This is a genomic window from Candidatus Chloroploca sp. Khr17 (assembly GCF_004138165.1).
Taxonomy (GTDB): Bacteria; Chloroflexota; Chloroflexia; order Chloroflexales; family Chloroflexaceae; genus Chloroploca.
Genome location: NZ_RYFF01000004.1, coordinates 1 through 21301, shown reverse-complemented (window position 1 = coordinate 21301; position 21301 = coordinate 1). Strand labels below are relative to the sequence as shown.

The window sequence follows — 21301 nt, the reverse complement described above, 5'->3', positions numbered from 1 at the left end:
GCTATTCGTTTATTCGTGGCCCCAATTCCTGGTCGGCGGCGCTACCGGAAAACTTAGGCTACACCCTGCTAAACCCCATCGGTATACTGGCGTAAGAACTCGGTGAGCAAGCGTACCCCTACCCCTGTGCCACCTGCGACATTATAAGGTTGTGCCGGTTTTTCGGCATAGGCGGTGCCAGCAATGTCGAGGTGAACAAACGGATAGTCACCAACAAAGGCCGCAAGAAAGGCCCCGGCCGTGATCGAGCCAGCCTGCCGACCACCGATGTTTTTGAGATCGGCGATCTCGCTCTTGATCATCTCGTGATACTCTTCCCAGAGCGGCAATTGCCAGACGCGTTCGCCGGTTGTTTCCCCTGCTTGCTTGATCGCGTCGGCAAGTTCCTGATTTGTTCCCATCATCCCCGTTGCATGCGAACCAAGGGCAACCACAATCGCCCCGGTGAGCGTCGAAAGTTCGATGATCGCGGCGGGGTTGTAGCGCTGGGCATAGAAGAGCGCGTCGGCCAGCACGATCCGTCCTTCGGCATCGGTATTGAGTACCTCGATCGTTTTTCCACTCAAGGTGGTAAGCACATCATCAGGTCGGTACGAGGTGCTGCTTGGCATATTCTCAGCCGAGGGCACGAGACCCACGACATGCAATGGGAGTTGCAGTTCTGCAATGACCTGCATGGCCCCCAGGACAGCCGCACTGCCACCCATATCAGACTTCATGGTGGTCATAGCATCTGCCGGTTTGAGCGAGAGGCCACCACTGTCAAAGGTGAGGCCTTTGCCAACCAGACAGATGGTTGGCCGCCCTTCGGCTGCTTTGCCATACTCCATCACGATCAACCGTGGCTCATTGGCCGAACCCTGACCGACGGCGAGCAGGCCGCCAAAGCCTTCTTCCGTCAGACGGGCTTTGTCAAAGATGGTGACCGCGACCCCGGTGCGCTCTCCGAGGGCGACAGCCTGGTCGGCGAGTGCGGCGGGAGTCAAGACACCTGGTGGTGTATTGACAAGATTTCGGGCCAACATAACGCCACCCGCAATGGTTTGACCGACGGCAACCCCGGCTTGCATCGCATCGGTGGCCTCTGGCGTCACCAGCGTCATCGCCTCGACCGCAAAGGTCTGCTCGGGCTTGAGGCCAGTCTTGTAGCGCAGATACCGGTACGCCCCAAGCTCGGCCCCTTCGGCAAGGGCCTGACCGATCAGGGCGGGCGCGAGCTCTAGTTGATCATTGAGCCCAAAGGCTACGTTGGCAACCTGCAAGTCCCGGGCCTGACGCACCGCAGTCGCCGCCGCCCGGCGCAGCGTCTCGGTGGTGAGTTTATCAGCCGGACCAAGCCCGAGTAAGAGCAGGCGTTTGGGAAGAACCGCCCCACGTGGATAGAGGAGCCTGGTTTGACTCGTTTTGCCACTGAAATCAGCCACCTCGAGCAGATCGGCCACTGCTTCGGGGAGGGGTGCAGCTTCGAGGCAGGCCAGGATGGCCAGCTCAGCCGCTTCGTTGAGCACCGTACCAGTTGTAAGCGTTATCTTCATACCGGTTTAGCCTTTGCTCCAGAGTTGGGCGAGTTTGACACACACAGCGGTTGCGTGAACCATGTCTTGGATACTGATCCACTCGAGTGGGCCGTGGATATTCTGCATCCCGGTAAAGAGATTCGGCGTCGGCACACCCATTTCAGTGAGGCGCGAGCCATCGGTACCACCGCGGGTCGGGGGCGAGAAGGGCTCGATGCCAAGTTGCTGGCAGGCTTCGAGCGCCAGCTCAACCGGACGCATATCGTGTTCGAGCCAATAGCGCATATTGCGATACTGGGGCGTAATGGTACAGGTAATCTGTGCGCGCGGCTCGGTCGCCTGGATCGTCGCGCAGACCTGTTGCAACAGGTCGCCGTGGGCCTGCAAGCCTTCGCGCTCGAAGTCGCGCAGAATGAAATGCAGTTCGGCGGCGGCAGCCGTGCCAGTCATCTGATAGACATGAATAAAACCCTGGCGGCCCTCAGTCGTTTCGGGCGTCAGCGTCACCTGGGGCAACGTATCAATAACCTTCGCGGCCAGATGCAACGCATTGACCAGTTCATCTTTGGCATTGCCGGGGTGAATCGAGACCCCGGTAATGTGAACGGTCGCCTTATCGGCTGAAAAGGTCTCGTAGACCACTTCGCCGAGTGGGCCACCATCAAGCGTATAGGCCACGTCGGCCTGTAGATCCTTGGGCAGATCGGGATGCACGCCACGCCCGATCTCTTCGTCAGGCGTAAAGCAGATCCGGATTTTCCCATGTGGAACGGTTCGTTCCTGAAGCAGATGATGCGCCATCGTCATAATGATCGCGATGCCGGCCTTGTCATCGGCACCGAGCAGCGTCGTGCCACTCGCCGTAATAATATCGTCCCCGATCTTCGTTTCGAGATAGGGAAAATGATCAGTCGCGAGCACCTGGTGGGGATCATCAGGCAACACGATCGGATTGCCATCGTAGTTGCGATGGATAAGCGGCTTGACGCCGGTGCCATTGAAGGCAGGGGCCGTATCAACGTGCGCAAGAAAGGCAATTGTTGGTACCGAATCAGCGACCGTTGCAGGGATGGTTGCCAGCACCGCCCCATATGGGGTCAGCGTGACCTCTTCGGCCCCGATCGCCTGCAATTCTTCGACGAGCAGGTTGAGCAGGTCGTACTGTTTCGCGGTACTCGGTGTGGTTGACGAGCTTTCGTCGGCCTGCGTATCAAGGCGAGCATAGCGGACAAGACGTTCTTCGAGTTCGGCAGCAAATGCGGTATGCACGGTCTTTCTCCTTTAGAGTGCGGCCAATTCTTCCAGGTAGACAAGCGCTGTTTCAATGCCACGCTGGAACATCTCAATACTATAACTTTCGTTGGGAGCGTGCAAGCCGTCGTCATCGAGACCATAGCCCATCATCACGACCGGGATCCCCATGAGCGTAACAAAATCGGCTACCACGGGAATGCTGCCACCGCCGCGGGTAAAGACCGGGGTTGCGCCCCACCCCTTTTCGTAGGCACGCGCAGCCGCCTGCATCGCAGGCAGATTGAAATCAATCAGCGCTGGCTCGCCCGTGGTCAAGAGTTTGACTGCCACCTTGACCGTTGGCGGGGTGATTGACTCGATATAGGCTTTGATCTGTGCATAGATCTTGTGTGGATTCTGATTGGCGACCAGGCGTGAACTGAGCTTGGCCGACGCTTTCGCCGGAATGATCGTCTTGGGGCCAGGGCCGCTCCAGCCACTCCAGAGCCCATTGATATCGAGGGTTGGACGCGCCGAGACGCGCTCGCGGATGGTATAGGTGCGATCGCCCCAGACCGCCGGAACCCCGGTTGATTGCTTGAACTGCGCTTCAGAGAGATCGGTTTTGGCGATCATCGCCCGTTCTTCGTCGGTGATGGGCACCACATCATCATAAAAGCCAGGCACCGCAATCGTATTGTCGGGATGGTAGAGTTTGCCAAGGATCTCGACGAGGGCGAGCGCCGGATTATGGGTTGCGCCGCCCCAGAAGCCACTATGCAGATCGTCGGTCGGCCCAGAGACCTCGATCTCCAGATAGGTCATGCCGCGGAGGCTATGGGTAATCGCTGGCTCATCAATGGTGCGCATCGATGAGTCACTAATCACACAGACATCAGCCTTGAGAAGATCGAGATGCGCCTCGATAAAGGGTCGCAAATTCGGTGACGAGACCTCTTCTTCGCCTTCGATCAAAAATTTCACATTGATGGGGGCAGCCCCGCTCGTCTTCAGATACGCCTCGAGTGCTTTGACGTGAATGAAGAGCTGGCCCTTATCGTCGGTTGCGCCACGGGCATAGATGCGGCCATCGCGCTCGACGGGCTCGAAGGGCGGCGTCTGCCAGCCATCACTCATCTCGGCAGGCACCACATCGTAATGCCCATAGACCAGCACCGTCGGCTTATCGGGGCCAGCTCCGAGCCACTCGCCATAGACCACCGGATGCCCGGCTGTCTCCATCACCTGGACATTGGCGAGACCGAGGCCCTGCATATGCTCGGCCAGCCACTCGGCAGCACGGCGGACATCAGGCGCATAGGCCGGATCGCCACTAAGGCTAGGGATGCGCAAAAAGGCAAACAACTCCTCGACAAACCTGGCACCTTGTGCGCGTGAAAAAGCACGGGCCTCTTGACTTGATATCGTCATCACACCTCTCCTTTGTTGTTATGCAGCGGCACCAGTCTTCTTCTTCTTCCGGCTCGCGGCACCTTTCTGCGGCTGATCAACCGGCATTTCACCAGGCAAGACATTCGGCAACCCGCCAGCGGGTACAATGGCGAGCATTGCAACCCCTGCCAGGGCCAAGAAGGACGCTTTGAGCGCACGGAGACGGGCATCCTCATTGATCGCAACGGCTGCGGCAACCTCTTCGGGGGTCGCACTGGTTGCGGCCAGAAGCTCTTCAAGTTGATCGTTGCTGACAAAATCAACATTGTCGAGATTCACCTTATCGAGCAACTCAGGTGGAATGGAGGGATGATTCGCCGCGAGACCGGCGATGAGCACCCCGAGAATGCCGACGGCAAGCGCACCAACCATCGCCGTACCCAGGGCCGTCGAGAGATTATTGACGGTACCGCGCAAGGCCCCAACATCACCAGCCAGTTCTTTGGGCGAAGCGGAAACGAGCACATTGAAGACCAGGGTGAGCAGCGAACCTTCGGCCACACCAACAATGACGAGGCTGAGAATGACCATCGGCGTGCCCCAATCATTCGAGACCGTAAAGGCAAGCATGATCAGGCCAAGCACAATCGTGACGAAGGCATAGCGAGCGATCATGCGCGGGGTCAGGCGATCAAAGAGGCGAACGATCATCGCCGTCCCAAAGAAGATTGCCAGCGAATAGGGAATCACCGCGACGGCCGTTTGCAAGCTACTTCGCCCCTGCACAATCTGGATGTAGAGCGGAATCAGGAAGTTGATCGCCGGTCCGAGCGCCCCAATGATCAAGAGCACATAGGTAGTATACCGTTCTTCGGAGGTATCGAGTACTTCCAGGGCAATCAGGGTTGGCTTGCCCTTTTTGCCACGCAGATACGACCAGGAAAAGAAGAGTTGCCCGAGTATAATGCCAAACACAATCATGATCGGGGCGGGCGAAAGACCGAGGATATTGAAAGGCGCATTGGAAGTAGCAACAAGGATGCCCCAGGCATTGAGGTAATTGAAACCGAGGCTGAGCAGCGTAACTGCCGAGGCAATCAAGATCACGCCATTCCAATCAATCTTCATGCCTGTTTGCCGTGGCACCTGCTTGAGGCGAAAACTGAGGAAAAAGATCGCCACGGCCACAAAGACAAGCAGCCCGAAGGCGTACCTCCAGCTAAGGAATGTGCCGAGCGCACCGGCAATCAGAAAGGCGAGCACACCTGCCGAAGCCTGGGCGGCCCCGAGCAACCCGAGCGCCTGGGCTTGCTGCTTGCCTTGATAGTGGGTCGCGATCAATACGACGAGCGACGGCACCATCAGTGCCGCCACCAGTCCGGCTAGGCCCTGGATCTGGATCATCCGATCCGGCGTCGTACTCAGTGCCATCATGCCCATCGCCACGCCATGCACCAGGATGCCACCCTGGAACATCAACCGCGAACCAATCATCTTGTCGAGCTTGGCCCCAAGCATCACAAAGGCAGCTACGGCGAGTGAGTAGACCACCAGGGCGGTACTGACACTGCTAGGCGAGGTATTGAAATCCTCAACAATACCACCAATTGAAACCTGGAGGGCACTCACATTGAAGGCCAGTTGGATCTGGGCCAGACTGATGATCAACATCGGAAACCACGAGGCTTTTCCTGTTGCCTCGGCACCTGATGTGGTTGCGCCTAAAGAACTAGTCATACACGTTTGTTTCTCTCTTGAACAGGTCTACGGCACGCACGGCAAAAAACGATGAGCCATGAAGTTACATGCAGATCGCTTGTTACCTAACATCAACATACAGCATTCTTAGAGACGATACCTATTATAGTACCTCAGATCCTCAGTTGCATCACTCAAAGTGCAGTATTTTCTCGGTGTCTCACCTGCTAACGGATAGACCGTTCCAGCATAAACTCAGGTATAATAGAATAGATTGTAGGCTATGATGCTCTGCCAGAGGAGCGAAAATGCTGGCTGTCAATCCATTCGGGCTTGTCGTGCCCACAAAACTGCGCCCTCCGCAGAAACTTGAGGTGTGGGTTGAGCGTACACGATTGTTTCCATCTGTGGAAGCCCTACCTGATGCAAAGTTGGTGCTGGTCGTGGCTCCGACGGGTTTTGGCAAGTCAACCCTGGTGGCCCAGTGGCTTGCCCACCAGGAAGCGCAGGCAAAACGGGATGGACATGCTCGTTCACGGTTTGCCTGGGTAACCCTCGATGAATATGATCAAGCGAGTGAGCGTTTCCTGGCCCTGGTTGCCGGTGCGATCGAAGAGGCCATCGAGCAACCCCTTACGACCATACGCGATCTCTTTACCGCACCAAAACTCCCGCCGCCCTATGTGCTCTTGCAGGCACTGCTGGTCGATCTGAATGCGCTCACCGACCAAGTAACCCTGGTGCTTGATGATTACCACATGCTTACGTCTGAGCCAATCCATCAGGCCGTGGCCTATTTTGTGCGCCATCTGCCCGCCTTGTGCCGTCTGGTGGTGATCTCGCGCACTGATCCGCCGCTGTCACTGGCACGTCTGCGTGCTGAGCAGCAACTTGTTGAGCTTCGCGCCGATGCGTTGCGCTTTACGCCTGCCGAGACGAGGGCGTTGCTGACCAACCTGCAGGGTTCGCCACCACCATCAACCTATGTTGATGCGTTACAAGAACAGACCGAAGGCTGGGCGCTTGCGGTACAGATGGCAGCCCTGGCCTGGCGCGACTCGATGGCACCGGCACAGTCTTTTGCCCTTGCCACACGCCAGATCGCCGAATATCTGGCCGATGAGGTGCTGGTGCGGCAACCTGCCGAGATCCAGCAAACCTTGCTGGTTCTGGCTATCCCTGAGCGTTTTTGTGCCAGTTTGTGTGCGGCCTTGCTTGGGAAACCTGAGGCGATCTATGCTGCCGAAGGTCGTCTTCAGACGTTGCTGTGCACCAATCTCTTTGTGATCCCGCTTGATGAGGCCCACCAGTGGTACCGGTTTCATCATCTCTTTCGCGATCTCCTCGTGCGCTATGCGCAGTCTGAGTTTGATGAGACACAGCTTGCACTGCTGAACCAGCGTGCTGCCGATTGGTTTTATGCCCACGGGTTGAATGAAGAGGCTCTGCGTCATTTGCTCGCTGCTGGCAATGAGGATGGGGCCGCCAGGCTGATTGAACAGTTGTTGATGCCGACGATGGGCCAGGATGTGTTGCCAACCTCTCCAGACTACTGGTTGCAACGCCTGCCATCACACGTGATCGATCGTCGTCCAGGCTTGATCCTGATCGCGGCTCGCCTCGCGGTCTTTAAACGCGATATGTGGCAACTCCAGCGGCATCTGGCGCAGATTGATCAATTGCTTGCCCCACCTGGCACGCACGATCCGTTGTCTTCGACGGAGCGATTTCAGGCTGATCTTGCTGCCTTACGTGGGATCCTTGCCCTGTGGGAGGGTGACGCTACCGAGGCCATCCGTTCGTTCGAGGTAGCGCTCAAGCTTGGCCCAACACCTGCCCTTGGTACACAGGTGCTGCTCGCACTCGGTCTTGCCTATGCAGGTGCCGACCGCTTTGCTGAGGGGGTCGCGTTGCTGGAGGCCGATCTGCCCGCTACGCTCGCCGCTTTGCGCCCGCAACAGCCTCTCTGTCGTGCGACCGGGCTCTGCTGGATGGCCCATCTGATCGGCGATCTAGCTGCGCAGCAGGACTATGCGCAACAGTTATATGATTTTGTGGTCACCAACCAGTCAAGTGATTTCTGGCTCGGCTATGCGGCGTATAGCCTGGGCATGGTGGCCTACGAACGGAACGATCTTGCCGCGGCACAGGCTCAGTTTCAGATGCTCGCCAGGCGCAAATACAAAGTGTCTTACCCTGGGTATAGCAATGGGGTGATCGGGTTGGCCCTGATTGCGCTGGCCCGTGGCTCGCTCGCCGAAGCTGAAGTCTTTGCGCAGGAAGCCCTCGTCTTTGCCAATGAAGTCGGTGGGGTCTTTTTGCGCCATCAGGCGCTGAGTTGTGCGGTTCAGGTGGCACTGGCGCGGGGTGATGTGCCTTCTGCGCTGTGCAGTGCCGCAGGGATCGATGTCGATCATTTGCATCCCGGATTTATGCTTTCGATCAGCATTCCCTGCCTGAGCAAGGTTCAGGCATTGGTGGCTGCGGGTGATCTGGTGAACCTGAGGCAGGCCGATCTGCTCCTGGCGTCATGGTTGGCTCAGGTTGCCCAGGTGCCCCAGACGCGCTTGCAGATCAGTGGTCTTGCGATGCAAGCCGTCGTGCGCCATGCCCAGGGCCAGACCGAGCAGGCCCTGACCCTGCTCGATCAAGCTCTGCAGCGTGCATCCGCCGCTGGCTTTGTCCGCACGCTGCTCGATCTTGGCTCATGCCTCAGGCCTCTCCTCGATGCCCTGCGCGAGCAGAGCCTTGCGCGGCCCTATCTGCAGCAACTCCTTACCACCAATGGCTCCCATCCAGACGAAACGAGACCTGCAAGCCCGGTGCTGGCCCGGGGCAGTCTCCCCGAGTTGCTCACAACCCGCGAAGCCGAAATCCTCGGTCTGCTCGCCTTGCGCTGGTCTGATAAAGAAATTGCCCGGCACCTTGTGATTGCGCCCAATACTGTACGGAAGCATACCACGACCATCTACGACAAACTTGGCGTGCATAGTCGCCGTGAAGCTGTGATGACGGCCCACGCACTGGGCCTGCTTGCGCCGGAGGCGCCTGCCACGCGCTAACCTCCTTCACCCACCCTGCGCTGGTAATAGCGTGGTAATCCGTTGTTGTTATCCTTATTTTAACTAGATACCAACAAATAGGTTCACTCAACCCCGGCTTCATTCGCTGGAAAAAAGCCAGCTACGCTGGCTTTTTTCCAGCGAATGAAAGATTCCTGAGGCCTCAGGGCCTCCAACTCCCCTCCCTGCGTAGCAGGGACAGAGCCATACGTTCACGCACACACGGAGCAGCGCTATGACAAGCAAAGCCAGACCGTACATCATTGCCGGAGTCATCGGGTGGCTCGTTCTCATCAGCCTCTCGGCTGCCTGGAATATTGTCCAGGTACGCCAAAAGCAGCACGACATTTATCTACAAAATGGCCGGGTTATCTTTGACTTGATTGTCACTACCCGAGCGTGGAATTCACAGCATGGCGGGGTCTATATGCCGGTCTCAGATCAGGTAGAACCGAACCCTTACCTTGAGGTTGCCCATCGTGATCTGATGACGACTGATGGCATGATGTTGACCCTGATCAATCCAGCCTATATGACCCGCTTGATTGCCGAACTTGCGAATCAACAAGACAATATCAATCTGCATATTACCAGTTTGAACCCGATTCGTCCGGCGAATGCCCCCGAAGCCTGGGAAGCCGAAGCGCTGCGAATCTTTGAAGAGCGTGTCAAGACCGAGTATACAGGCTATGCGCAAAATGGCGACACGCTCTTCTTTCAGTATATGGCCCCCCTGATCACGCAGGAGAGTTGTTTGCAGTGCCACGAAAAACAGGGCTACCAGGTTGGTGATATCCGTGGCGGGATCAGTGTCTCGTTTCCGGTGGCCTTCACGATGCCGTGGGCGCTGCTCCTCAGTCATCTCTTTTTTGGTGTCGTAGGAAGCAGCCTGATTATGGTCTTTGGCTCAAAATTAGGCCATAGTATCAAGATCCTGGAAGAACTCTCGGATCTCGATGGGTTGACGCGTATCCATAACCGCCGGTATTTCGATGAGCAGGTCAAGCGCGAATATTTGCATAGCAAACGCAATAAGGTGCCTCTCTCGATTGCGATCTGTGATATCGACAATTTTAAGGCGTATAATGATACCTATGGTCATCCCGCAGGCGATGAGTGTCTGAAACAGGTGGCCCAGGTGCTCAAGCAGGTCTTGAAACGCCCTGGTGATCTGGTGGCCCGGTATGGCGGTGAGGAGTTTGGCATTCTCTTGCCCTACACTGGCGTCGAAGGTGCCCTCCAAATCGGTGCCTTGCTCTGCGCAAATGTCGAGGCCCTGCGCATTCCCCATAAGGCGAGCGAGGCCAGTGCGTATGTGACGATTAGTATCGGCATTGCAACTTATACTGGCGATGAAAAGACCCTGGCGAATGTGGTCAAACTGGCCGATCTCGCGCTCTACAAGGCCAAAGCAGGTGGGAAGAACCATGTCGAACATATGCTAGTCACAAGGACAGTTGCCCATGGCAATTGAGGATATGTTTATCCGTGTGCAACGCCATCCCGATGGTGTGCCGCAACGCTATTCCATCGATCTCTGGCTTGCTAGTGGTCGGCGTGAGCGTACAACGCTGACGCTTGAACCCGCGACGGTGGCTGATGCATCCGATCCACAAACCCTCGTTGCGACCGGTCTGCGCCTTTTTCATCAACTTTTCAGTGGGCCGCTGGCGCTGATGTTTCAACAGACCTGGGCGGCCATCAATGCGCGGAACGACCAGCTTCGGCTCCGTCTGGCCCTCGATCCGGCAGCCCCCGCGTTGCACGCACTCCCCTGGGAGTTGATGCATTTTGATGATAGCAGCGGCCTGGAACCTCCACGTCCGCTGGCGGTTGATCCACGCATTCTCTTTTCGCGGTATGTCGAAAGTGCGGAACTGGACGAAGGTCGCCCCCTGGCCCGTCGCCCCATTCGGATGCTGATGGTACTTGCGTCACCCGTCGATCTCGCCCGCTGGCAGCTCGCCGAGCTTGATCGTGAGGCCGAGCAGCGTGATTTTGAGACGCGCTTTAGTGCCGCGATGGCCGCTGGTCAGTTGCGTTGCGATGTCTTGCCCTTGGCGACGCCTGAAGCGCTGCGCACGGCGTTGCTCCGTGGAACCCTCGATGCCGAGGCTCCCGCTGCTGAGACGGGGTACGATGTGCTGCTCTATTATGGGCACGGTCTGTTTCATCCTGAACTGGGCACCCGGCTCGTGCTTGAAGATCCTCAGAACCGCCGTGCCTTGCTTTATGATAGCAATGCGCTGGTGAGCCTGCTCCGCGCCTTGCCCGTGAGCCATCGGCTTTCACTGGTCTTGATGGTCGCCTGCAATAGTGCCGTTGCGGGGGCATTGCATAGCCTGGCAACCCGTCTGTTGATCGAGAGCGGGGTTCCTGCTGTGCTTGCGATGCAACGCTTGATCGAGGTGGTGCTGGCCCGGAGTTTTACCCATCACCTGAGTGACGCCTTGCTGCGTGATGGCATCGTTGATCTTGCCGTCAATAGTGCCCGCCGCCGTATCTTCAACCCCGAGGCAACCGGGTGGAGCACGCCGGTGCTCTATATGCGCTATGCCACCGGACAGATCTTTCTGCCCAATGCGCAATTGGAGTATGTGGCGGCTATTTTGCGTGAGCCTGAGTTTGCGCGTTGGCGTGGCGAAGCCTATATTGACGTTGCGGTGATGCAGGTTGCTGCTGGGCAAGATTGGCATTTGTTGCGTGTGCGACCCGAAGATGCGCCAGCAGCAATTGGGGCGATCGAGACACTTGATCAGGCCCTGGGCTTGCATCTGAGCTCACAACGGCGGCCCATCCGGTCACAAGGCACAAATCTCGTCGCGTTGATTGGGCCGCCTCACTCTGGGCAAACGACGGTCTTGCGCCGTCTGGCCTACCAACTGGCCGAGGCGGTGACCCAGGATGTCACGCGGCCCCCCGGCATCTTCATTTCGCTGATTGGCTATGATCAGCAGCGCGGTCAGCAGCGGCTGGAACGACAGATTGTCGAGCAGGCGAGTGTGATCGCGCCTGCCCTCGGCGAGTTTCTCGGGACAACGATGCGTCACGCTCACACGGCCCGCGAACCCGAAGGCCCACCACGGTTTGTCCTGCTGCTCGACGACCTTGATACGCTCCCCGAACGAGCGCGCAGCGAAGCCGCCCGCGAACTGACGCGCCTGGCCCAACGGCTGCCCAACGAACACTTTATCGTTACCTCGGCGCAAGACAGCTATCCTGGCCCCCATCTCAGCAGGGCGTCTGTGCTGGTGATCCAGCCGCTTGGCGAACGCCAGATCCTTGGCTACCTGCAGGGGCGTGATGCGCCGACCGCCGACCTCCTCTATCGCCAGATCCGCGAGAAACGGCTCCTCAATCTCGCCAGTGATCCGAGTCTCTTGACCTTGCTGATCGAGCAACTGACGAGTGCCACACCCGATGGCTTTACCCGCAATCAACTGGTACAGAGCTATCTCGATCGCATGCTTGGCACCCTTGATCGGCGGTTTAGCCTGGGGGCCGCTGCCCGCACGAGCCTGATCGCCCTGGCCTGGCAGAGTTGCTGGGAGCATCGCGAGCACCTGAGTCTGGCAACAATCTTTCGCACGCTGGCACAGGTGCGCCATCAGCGCGACTATAGCCTCGAAGAATTGTACGACCTGTTGCGGGCGGCACGTCTGTTGACCGGCGTCGGCAACAGTGCTGCCCGCTTTGTCAATAGTCACCTGCAAGCCTACTGTGCCGCTGTCGCCCTGGCGAGCCGTGCGGATCGCCAGGAACGCCTGGCTGATATCATCGCGATGTGTGCCAACCAAGAGCTTATGCTCTGGTGGGAAGAGGTCATCTACGCCCTAGTCGGGATGCTCAACGATCCGACGTCACTCTTCAGGTTGCTTGCCTCGGCCATTCGTGAGGGCAGTGACGGCCATGCGCTTATGGCGGCACGTTGCCTCGAAGCGCTCGTGCCGCAGCAAGAGGCGCGGCTTGATCCGACCTTGCGCGCTGAGTTGCTGGATGCGTGTGTGCTCAGGTTACGCAGCACGCGTGAGCCGTCAGCCGAGCGACGCGAGCAACTGGTGGTGGCGCTGGGACGCTTGCAGTACCCCCAGGTACGTCACGAGTTGCATCGTCTTGTGATTGAACGGGTCCGCCCGAGTGCCTCGGGGCCGCGCTACGAGTACACGAATGTGCGCATTGCCGCCGCACGCGCCTTGCGCACCATCTATCTTGCTGCGCTCGCTGATGAGGCCGAGGCAACGCCCGACGTGGCGGGCGCACCGGCGGCGCCACGTTCAGCCGGGTTGCCAATCGTAGCAGGATCGCTCAACAATGCCTTGCCTGGGGCAGGCGTCAGCCCCCCGACGTTGCGCGAGTTGCGCGACGACCAGACCTTGCTCCGTTTTATGGCGATCTGGCGGCGGGGGAGTGCCGGTCGCACAGAATTGCACACCTTGCTGCATACATCGCCCTCGGCCCCGGAACGGGCGCTGGCGGCCTTTGCGCTGGGCGACATGATTGATACCCGCCTGTATCGGATGCTTGATGCGCGACATTTGCTGCGGGTTATTCTGAGCCCTGACGACACCGCCGAGCAGGTCATCAGCGAAGATTGGCAGGATACGATGTGGGCTGCGGCTGATGCGCTAACCCTCTTTCACCCACAGGATGTGATCAGACTGCTCAGGGTCTTGATCCGGTACAACCCGACAGTTGCCGACAGTGCCGCACAGCAACTGGCCTATCTTGCGGGGCGTCTACGGGCAACCGACAGCGAGGTTGTTGACTGGTTGATTCGGTTGCTTGTCACCAATCCGGGGGAGGTGATCAAAGCGAAAGCCTTGCAATCGCTGGCCTGGATCGGGGTTGGCATTGCCGAACGCCATGTGCCGCTGGTTGATGGCAGCCAGGGGCCTACGCTCAAACAACTGATCCAGACCCTTGCTGCTGCCGAGCCTGTTCCGCCACTGGCGCTAGGCAACTTTACCGTGGCAGCGCGGCGACCCGACCGTGCCGACCATGACCTCTACTTACGACGCAAAGCCATCGAGGCGCTTGCGTGGATCGGTGATGCGACGACCATTCGCGACCTGGGCCATCGCGTACCTGGCTGGCCGCCCGAACTACGCGAACATTGGTATCAGACCGTTGCCACGATCCAACAGCGCCAGTATGTTATACTTGGGTCAGGCTCACGTCTATAGGGCTCAGGTTGTGCTATGAAGGTTTTGCTCATTGGTTCGGGGGGGCGCGAACATGCTCTGGCCTGGAAGATTGCCCAGTCACCACATCTGCGCACGCTGCTGTGTGTTCCTGGCAATGCTGGCACAGGCGTCTATGGCAAAAATGTCCCCTTTCCACTGACCGACATTGGGGCACTCGTTGATCTTGCCGAACGCGAAGGCATTGATCTGCTCGTTGTCGGCCCAGATAATCCGCTTGCCGATGGTATTGTTGATCGTTTCCTTGCTGCGGGCATTCCGGCCTTTGGGCCAACGGCTGCAGCGGCACGCATCGAGAGTAGCAAGGCGTTTGCCAAAGAGATTATGGCGGCAGCCGGTGTGCCAACGGCGGCGGCGCACGTCTTTACCAACCCTGTTGATGCCGAGGCTTTTGTCTTCGCGAGCGGGCGAAGTTGGGTTGTCAAGGCTGATGGGCTTGCCCTGGGCAAGGGTGTCGTCGTGCCTGAAACGATTGGCGAAACAATTGATGCGATCCATCACCTCGCCGCAACACCGGCGGGCAGCCATTTATTGCTCGAAGAGCGCCTGTTTGGGCGGGAAGTATCGGTAATGGCCCTCTGTGATGGGCAGCGGCTCTTGCCCCTGCCGTCAGCCCGTGACTACAAGCGTTTTGGTGAGGGCGACACAGGCCCAAATACGGGGGGGATGGGTGTGGTGGCCCCCGTTGATGATGTGCCACCAGCGCTGCTCGATCAGATCGTGCAGCAATGCTTGCAGCCGGTGGTGAACGAACTGGCTGCCCGTGAAACCCCCTTCCGCGGCGTGCTCTATGGTGGCCTGATCCTGACCGATGCCGGTCCAAAGGTGCTTGAGTTCAACGCACGTTTTGGTGATCCCGAAGCCCAGGCGATCCTGCCGCTGCTTGAAGGCGATTTTCTTGAGGTACTCTACGATTGTGCCGTGGGCGGGCTCAACCCCGAGAAACTGAAGCGCCGACGGGGCTACGCTGTCTGTGTTGTGCTCTGTGCTCAGGGCTACCCTGGCAAACCACGCAAGGGTGACCAGATCAGCGGGGTCGAAGCAATCGACGACGACCAAGTCATCATCTTTCACGCCGGCACGACCCTGGGTGGGCGCGGGCTTTGCACCAATGGCGGGCGCGTGCTTGGCGTCACCGGTGTAGGCACCACCCTGGCCCGAGCGCGCAACCGTGCGTATGAGTATGCTGAACGAATCAAGTTTGACGGCAAATACTATCGCACTGATATTGGTGCAGGATGAAAACCCTCTTGCCAGACGTGCGTATGCATGCTACTGTATTGGTGGACATCACACCTATCCTGTGAACTGGTCGCCGTGATGTGTCAACTGATGTGCGGAAGGGAGTGCGACCCTCACCCGCTTGCCGGTTGGCGCGCCCAGTCAAAGCGAGAAAGGCCTTCTATGTTACCTGGCTTGACCATTCGGCGTGCAACGATGACCCCTGCCGACTATGAAGCGTTTGCCGATCTCTATCGGCTGGCAGGTGTTGAACAGCCCTTTGACAACGAGGCCCCGAGCCTTGATGATCTGCACGCCTTCGACCGCGCCTGTGAGCGCAGCGGTGCCCATTCGTGGCGCTACCTCGCCCAGGATGCAAGCGGCGCCACCATCGGCGTCGGCCACTTCTTCCCCGTGACCTGGCTGCAAAACCCTGGGACCTACTGGCTTGTGATTCGGGTGCATCACGCCCTGCGTCGCCGTGGTATCGGCACAGCCCTCCTTCGTCAGATGGAGGCAGACCTGGCGGAACTTGGCGGGCGTGCGCTCTGGATTTTTGTACCTGAACAAGCCTCTGAATTGAGCGCAGCTTTTGAGCGGCATGGCTTCACCGAGCAGATGCGCAGCAACCCCTTTGTGCTTGAGGTTGCACACACCGCACCGGTCGATCTCGCCCGGCGTCTTGAACGGATGAAGGCCGATCATGGCCTGCGGATTATGACCCTAGACGAGTGTCGGGCCGAAGATCCCGACTGGCTCGATAAGATCTATGCGCTCCACGCTGCTTTAACCCGCGAGGTGCCAATCCCTGAAAAAATCTTTACGACGCGTGAGGAGTTCGCGGCCTTTGCGATTGAAGCACCCCAGGCACTCTTTGATGCCTTCTTTGTCATTCGCGATGGCGACCAGTATGTTGGCCTCAGTTTTCTCCAAGGTCGCGCCGATACCCCCGATACGCTCTATCAGGAATTGACCGGGACATTGCCTGCGTATCGTGGCAAGGGTCTGGCCCGCGTGATGAAGTTGTTGACGATTGACTATGCCCAGCGGCAGGGCTTTCGCCGCATTGTTACCTGGGTCGAAAATACGAATGCCGGGATGCTCAGGATCAACCTCAGCCATGGCTTCGAACGACAGCCTGGCCTTGTCCTCCTTGAGCGCTCGGTTGTCCCCGCCATTCCGTTGACGCCAGCTACCTCTGGTGCTCTGCTTGACCCATCCGTGCAGGCGCACATTCTCAATCCAGTGGTGTAATATTACGCCACCGGCACCAGGATCTCTTCCATGTCTGCAATTCATAGCAGAGGCACCAGTACTCCTGGTGCCTCTGTTGTGATAAAGGAGTTTGTATGCATTGGCAACTTTCGATAGGAGCATCACCCGATCCAGAGGGTACGCTGTTTCGCGTCTGGGCACCAGCGGCACGCGAGGTTGCGGTGATGATCGATGCGTTCCCCGAGGGCAAGCAGACGTTCAGGCTCACCCGTGAGGCTGACGGCTATTTTGCGGCCCATGTCGCCGACGTCCGTCCGGGGATGCGTTATGCCTATCGGGTTGATGGCGGCGATCCACGGCCTGATCCGGCCTCGCGCTTCCAGCCCGAGGGGGTTCATGGTTGGTCAGAGGTGGTTGATCCCGCTGCGTTTGTTTGGAGTGATGCGGACTGGCGCGGCTTGCCGCTCGAAGATCTGGTGATCTACGAGTTGCACGTTGGTACGGCCACGCCCCAGGGTACCTTTGACGCCTTGATTGACAAACTCGATGTGCTCAAAGCGCTCGGGGTTACGGCGCTTGAGTTGATGCCCGTGGCCGATTTCCCCGGCACCCACAACTGGGGCTACGATGGCGTCAATCTCTATGCGCCGTCACGGGCGTATGGCGGTCCCGAGGGCCTGCGGCGGCTTGTTGATGCGGCGCACCGTCGGGGGTTGGCTGTCTTGCTTGATGTGGTCTATAACCATTTTGGGCCAGATGGCAACTATCTGCGCGAGTTTAGCCGTGACTATTTCACTGATCGCCACCAGACCCCGTGGGGGGATGCGGTGAATGTTGATGGCCCGGGAACGCAGCCGGTGCGTGATTTTTTTGTGAACAATGTGCTCTACTGGGCGCACGAGTTTCACCTTGATGGCCTGCGTCTTGATGCAACCCACGCGATCATTGATGATAGCCCGACCCACTTGATGGCCGAGATGTCGGCGCGGGTTCGTGCATCATTGCCTGCTGAGCGCCACTTTTTGCTCATTGCCGAGCATGAGGGCAACGATCCTGCGTTGATCCGGTCGACTGGCTGGAACCTTGATGCGGTCTGGTCGGATGATTTTCATCATCAAGTGCGGGTGGCCTTGACTGGTGAGCAGGATGGTTACTACGGCGATTATACGGGGAACGCGACCGATCTAGCCGCGACGATGGCGCAGGGTTGGTTTTACCAGGGCCAGGTCTCGCCCCATCTGGGGCATCCACGGGGGGCACCGGCCCGTGATCTGACCCCACCGAGCTTTGTCTACTGCATCCAGAATCACGACCAGGTGGGCAACCGCGCCCTGGGTGAGCGGCTCAACCATACGGTGAGCCTGGCCGCCTATCGGGCTGCTTCGACGCTGCTGCTGGTGGCCCCCCAAACGCCGTTGCTCTGGATGGGCCAGGAGTGGGCAGCCTCGACGCCGTTTCTCTTTTTTACCGATCATCATCCCGAGTTGGGTCACATGGTGACGGAAGGTCGCCGCAAGGAGTTTGCCGCCTTTACCGCCTTTAGTGGCACAACGATTCCCGATCCGCAAGATCCGACAACCTTTGCGGCCTCACAGCTCCGCTGGCATGAACGTGCAGTGTCGCCTCATACTGAAGTCCTGACCCTCTATCAGGATCTGCTGGCGCTGCGCCACAGCCATCCGGCACTCCGTTTGCGTCGGCGCGACGCCTATAGCGTCACGCCCTTTGGTTTGACAACACTGATTATGCATCGCTGGGCTCCCAACGGCACTGATCTCTTGATCATTATCTGCCTCGGTGACAAGCCACAGACGCTGGAAGCCCTGCCGCGCGGCAATTGGGAACTCTTGTTGGACAGCGAAGACCCCCGTTATGGAGGTAACGGTGTGACCATCACCACTGGCGCGAGCCTCACCCTCAACGGGCCGCGGGCGATGATCCTGCATGCGCCTCAGCGTTAGGGGTGTGTAACGTACATTTCCTGGTATGCTGGAGTGCCGGCTTATGGTCTTTCAGTAAATGATCCGCTATGAACCCGATGCCGTGGGGCTGAAGCCCTCGGCTATGGGAAGCGAAGCCCACCTTCGTGGGCTCTATCGGATTAATTTCTGGAAGACCATTAGCCGGCTGAAGCCGGCACTCCCTTTGGCAGCAGAGCAGAAAACGTACGTTACACACTCGTTAGACAGAGCTGCATCCAACCTTTGCGTCTTTGCGCCTTTGCGTCAACTCGGGGACAACCTATTCCACAAAATCTTCCCCGAGGATCAGCACAATATCGGTTTGAAAGAGCGGTGGTGGCGCACTGGCAGGGGGTGTTGCATAGACCTGATCAGGCCCAAGCCCGAGGGTTTCGGCAAGGCGCCGCAGCGACTCGGGACGACCGGTATAATCGATCAGCATTGTCTGCGCACTTGGGGCAGGCGCATCAGTCGGCTGGTTGAGATCAAAGCCCTGGCTTGTCAGACGCGCCGTGACCCGTCCAGCTAGCCCGCGAACGCCTGCCCCATTGAGCACCTGGATACGGGCGAGTTCATCGCCACCGGTTGGCCCGGCGAGCAGGCGGGCGACCTGGGTTGCAACGCCTGCCGGGTCCCAGTAAATATTCGAGCCATCCTCAGCGACGACCGTAACATCACTCGGGTTGATACTCAAACTGATGATCCGCCCGCCATCGAGCCCCTGTGCGAAGGCAGCCAGACCGCGGATGGTGGCCGGATCGCTGATGGGCAGCGTCGTCGTGACACTCGCTTCGAGGTCACGGACGAGATCGGGCAACAGGGCGGCCTGGGCAAGCAGATTGCGACCACGCAGCTCGGCGAGGAACGCACGCAAGACCTGTTGCTGGCGGGCCGAACGGTCGAAATCGCTTGAACTGTGGCGTGAACGGGCATACTTGAGCGCCGTCGGCCCATCCATTATCTGTAACCCGGCAGGAATGAAGAGCCGTTCGTAGCCATAATCCTCAGTTGGATAGGCCGGATCGAGGAGTGGCCGCTCGACATCAATCGTCACGCCACCAAGCGTTTTGACCAGATACTCAAAGCCCTGAAAATCGATCTGCGCAATATAGTCAACGCTCAGATTGAGAAACGCCTCCACCGTTTCCGCCGCGAGCGCCCCGCCCCCATCCTCAGGCCGAGTGCCCTCACCATAGAGCGTTGTGGCATTGTTGAAGCCATAGGTATAGGCCGTATTGACCTTTTGCACACCAAGGTTCGGGATCGTCACCATCGAATCGCGGGGGATCGCGAGCATGCCGGCCCACCCATCGACCGGATTGACGTGGGTCAGGATCAGCGTATCCGAGCGCACCCCATCTTCGGGATCATCACGGCGATCAACGCCAATGAGCAGCACATTGAACGGTTGGCGCAGGTCAGCGGGTAACTGAAGCACATCGCCGGCCAGGGCTGTCTGGGCACGCCGTGGATCATCGCCTTCGAGCCCGCCCAACGCCCCCGTAACCCAGCGGCCAACACCCAGCACCAGCAGGCCACTGACAACCACGAGCACGGCGAGCGTAAGAACTGGCAACGAGAGACACCCGTGTCGCTGGCGGCGTGGAGGGCGCTGGGTCACCCCACGGCGGACTGCAACACGCTCACGTGCTGTTTGATAGGCTGGTCGTGGTGGAACAGGAGGACGCATACCTTACAACTCATCGCTGTCGAGGCCACGTGGATCGGGGGTCGGCCACGTTGGTGCCTCAAAGGGAACGACCGTGCGGAGGCGCCGCACACTATGAGTTGTGGCAGCAGGCAACACCGCGAGCGTGACAATGCTCATATCATCACTCGGCTCACCGACATCGAGCTCAAGCGCCCGGCGCAGCAGCGTATCAGTCAATTCTTGCGCACTCCGCCCGAGTTCAGCCGGCCACCCCGAGAGGAAATTGCCAATCTCGACATCTTCGCCCGAGCGTTCACCCGCCCGCAGCAAGCCATCGGTAAAGACAACGACGTAGGTATATGGTGCAACGGGCAACTCAGAGATAATCGGCTTGGTCATTGGCTGCAAGCCAATCGGCGTTGAAGGTTCACTATACGAATGCAAGCCGCGCCGGTCAATCACAAAGAAAGGGGCAGGATTATTGCGGGACATCAAAATCTTGCCACTTTGAAAATCGACCGAAAGAATATTCAAGGTTGCGGCGACTTGCCCCATCCGGTAGGTATAGAGGTAATCGTGGACAGCGCGGGCAGCGGCCCCATCACGGGCACCATCTTTCAAGAGGGAGATTGCCCGTGTCGCGAGCAAATTGCTCAGCGTTTTGGCCCCTCGGCCAGTCCCTTGACCATCAACCAGCACAAACGAGAACCCCCCGCCAGGGCGCTCGATCATCTCTAGTGTATCGCCACTCTCACCACTGCCGTGATGGGCAACTTTGGCAACAGCAACTTCAATCTCAAACATAACCATCCTCAACTCATGGCCTGTGGTTATGCAACACACAGATATGTATCATAGTATACCGCATCTTCCGTTGGGTTGATGCGTATACGGGCTTTGTGTAGGGCTGATGTAAAGTCGTTGGGGTTGCGCCCCAAACCTCAGTTTTTGGTTCGTTGTGGCGGCGAAGCCGCCACAACGAACCAAAAACTCTCATGGAGCGGCGAAGCCGCTCCATACCCCACCGCTACCGGCGGACGTTGCAACAGCCCTGGGCTTCTAGGGGTATAGCCCCTCACCAGGTGTCACTTTTTTATGGTGTCAAACGTACACAAACCAGAATACCGGCAGCGGACGATCGAAGGTGCGC

At 58.5% G+C, this 21301-nt stretch carries 12 protein-coding genes; 6 read left to right on the top strand and 6 right to left on the bottom strand.

The features are described 5' to 3' along the window. Positions 1–68: 68 nt before the first annotated feature. The 4 genes from EKD05_RS03610 to EKD05_RS03595 are packed head-to-tail and all read right to left on the bottom strand — an operon-like array spanning position 69 to position 5813. Complete coding sequence (locus EKD05_RS03610) at positions 69–1535, bottom strand: leucyl aminopeptidase (protein WP_129671003.1); 1467 nt, start codon at positions 1533–1535, stop codon at positions 69–71. A 6-nt stretch (positions 1536–1541) separates the two neighbouring features. Then, entirely contained in the window at positions 1542–2786 is a 1245-nt protein-coding gene (pepT, locus tag EKD05_RS03605; protein ID WP_129671001.1) for a peptidase T, read from the bottom strand. 12 nt (positions 2787–2798) lie between these two features. Further along, positions 2799–4181: a dipeptidase gene (locus EKD05_RS03600; protein WP_129670999.1), complete on the bottom strand. Its 1383-nt coding sequence runs from the start codon at positions 4179–4181 to the stop codon at positions 2799–2801. A gap of 18 nt (positions 4182–4199) precedes the next feature. Continuing rightward, positions 4200–5813: an MFS transporter gene (locus EKD05_RS03595; protein ID WP_370374874.1), complete on the bottom strand. Its 1614-nt coding sequence runs from the start codon at positions 5811–5813 to the stop codon at positions 4200–4202. Positions 5814–6148: 335 nt separating this feature from the next. Here EKD05_RS03595 and EKD05_RS03590 point away from each other — a divergent pair, with 335 nt between their 5' ends. The 6 genes from EKD05_RS03590 to treZ all read left to right on the top strand — a co-directional run bounded on the left by EKD05_RS03590 (position 6149) and on the right by treZ (position 18500). Continuing rightward, on the top strand, positions 6149–8902 hold the full coding sequence (locus tag EKD05_RS03590; protein WP_129670995.1) for a LuxR C-terminal-related transcriptional regulator: 2754 nt from the start codon (positions 6149–6151) through the stop codon (positions 8900–8902). A 235-nt stretch (positions 8903–9137) separates the two neighbouring features. Beyond that, the gene (locus tag EKD05_RS03585) at positions 9138–10376 is read left to right on the top strand and encodes a diguanylate cyclase domain-containing protein (RefSeq protein ID WP_129670993.1); all 1239 of its coding nucleotides are present in this window, start codon (positions 9138–9140) and stop codon (positions 10374–10376) included. Further along, a complete protein-coding gene (locus tag EKD05_RS03580) occupies positions 10366–14085 on the top strand; it encodes a CHAT domain-containing protein (RefSeq protein ID WP_129670991.1) in 3720 nt (1239 codons plus the stop codon). The genes EKD05_RS03585 and EKD05_RS03580 overlap by 11 nt, the downstream gene beginning before the upstream one ends. 15 nt (positions 14086–14100) lie before the next feature. Beyond that, positions 14101–15345 (top strand): phosphoribosylamine--glycine ligase, encoded by a 1245-nt coding sequence (purD, locus tag EKD05_RS03575; RefSeq protein WP_129670989.1) that lies wholly within the window; start codon positions 14101–14103, stop codon positions 15343–15345. Positions 15346–15507: 162 nt separating this feature from the next. Continuing rightward, on the top strand, positions 15508–16578 hold the full coding sequence (locus EKD05_RS03570) for a GNAT family N-acetyltransferase (RefSeq protein WP_165360573.1): 1071 nt from the start codon (positions 15508–15510) through the stop codon (positions 16576–16578). Positions 16579–16673: 95 nt separating this feature from the next. After that, positions 16674–18500 carry a malto-oligosyltrehalose trehalohydrolase gene (gene treZ / locus EKD05_RS03565; protein ID WP_129670986.1) on the top strand — a complete coding sequence of 609 codons (1827 nt, stop codon included), beginning with the start codon at positions 16674–16676 and terminating at the stop codon, positions 18498–18500. A 280-nt stretch (positions 18501–18780) separates the two neighbouring features. On the opposite strand, the gene EKD05_RS03560 is transcribed toward treZ, so the two are convergent. Both EKD05_RS03560 and EKD05_RS03555 read right to left on the bottom strand, forming a co-directional pair. Continuing rightward, positions 18781–20190: an LCP family protein gene (locus EKD05_RS03560; protein ID WP_129670985.1), complete on the bottom strand. Its 1410-nt coding sequence runs from the start codon at positions 20188–20190 to the stop codon at positions 18781–18783. Between the two features lie 3 nt (positions 20191–20193). Next, positions 20194–20955 carry a SpoIIE family protein phosphatase gene (locus tag EKD05_RS03555; RefSeq protein WP_165360572.1) on the bottom strand — a complete coding sequence of 254 codons (762 nt, stop codon included), beginning with the start codon at positions 20953–20955 and terminating at the stop codon, positions 20194–20196. Between the last annotated feature and the right edge of the window lie 346 nt (positions 20956–21301).

Coding starts and splice junctions, on each gene's coding strand:
- EKD05_RS03600 (WP_129670999.1), bottom strand. CDS start 4,181: ATGACGATATCAAGTCAAGAGGCCCGTGCTTTTTCACGCGCACAAGGT.
- EKD05_RS03580 (WP_129670991.1), top strand. CDS start 10,366: ATGGCAATTGAGGATATGTTTATCCGTGTGCAACGCCATCCCGATGGT.
- EKD05_RS03595 (WP_370374874.1), bottom strand. CDS start 5,813: ATGTTGATCATCAGTCTGGCCCAGATCCAACTGGCCTTCAATGTGAGT.
- EKD05_RS03570 (WP_165360573.1), top strand. CDS start 15,508: ATGTTACCTGGCTTGACCATTCGGCGTGCAACGATGACCCCTGCCGAC.
- EKD05_RS03585 (WP_129670993.1), top strand. CDS start 9,138: ATGACAAGCAAAGCCAGACCGTACATCATTGCCGGAGTCATCGGGTGG.
- purD (WP_129670989.1), top strand. CDS start 14,101: ATGAAGGTTTTGCTCATTGGTTCGGGGGGGCGCGAACATGCTCTGGCC.
- EKD05_RS03610 (WP_129671003.1), bottom strand. CDS start 1,535: ATGAAGATAACGCTTACAACTGGTACGGTGCTCAACGAAGCGGCTGAG.
- EKD05_RS03555 (WP_165360572.1), bottom strand. CDS start 20,955: ATGTTTGAGATTGAAGTTGCTGTTGCCAAAGTTGCCCATCACGGCAGT.
- EKD05_RS03590 (WP_129670995.1), top strand. CDS start 6,149: ATGCTGGCTGTCAATCCATTCGGGCTTGTCGTGCCCACAAAACTGCGC.
- EKD05_RS03560 (WP_129670985.1), bottom strand. CDS start 20,190: ATGCGTCCTCCTGTTCCACCACGACCAGCCTATCAAACAGCACGTGAG.
- treZ (WP_129670986.1), top strand. CDS start 16,674: ATGCATTGGCAACTTTCGATAGGAGCATCACCCGATCCAGAGGGTACG.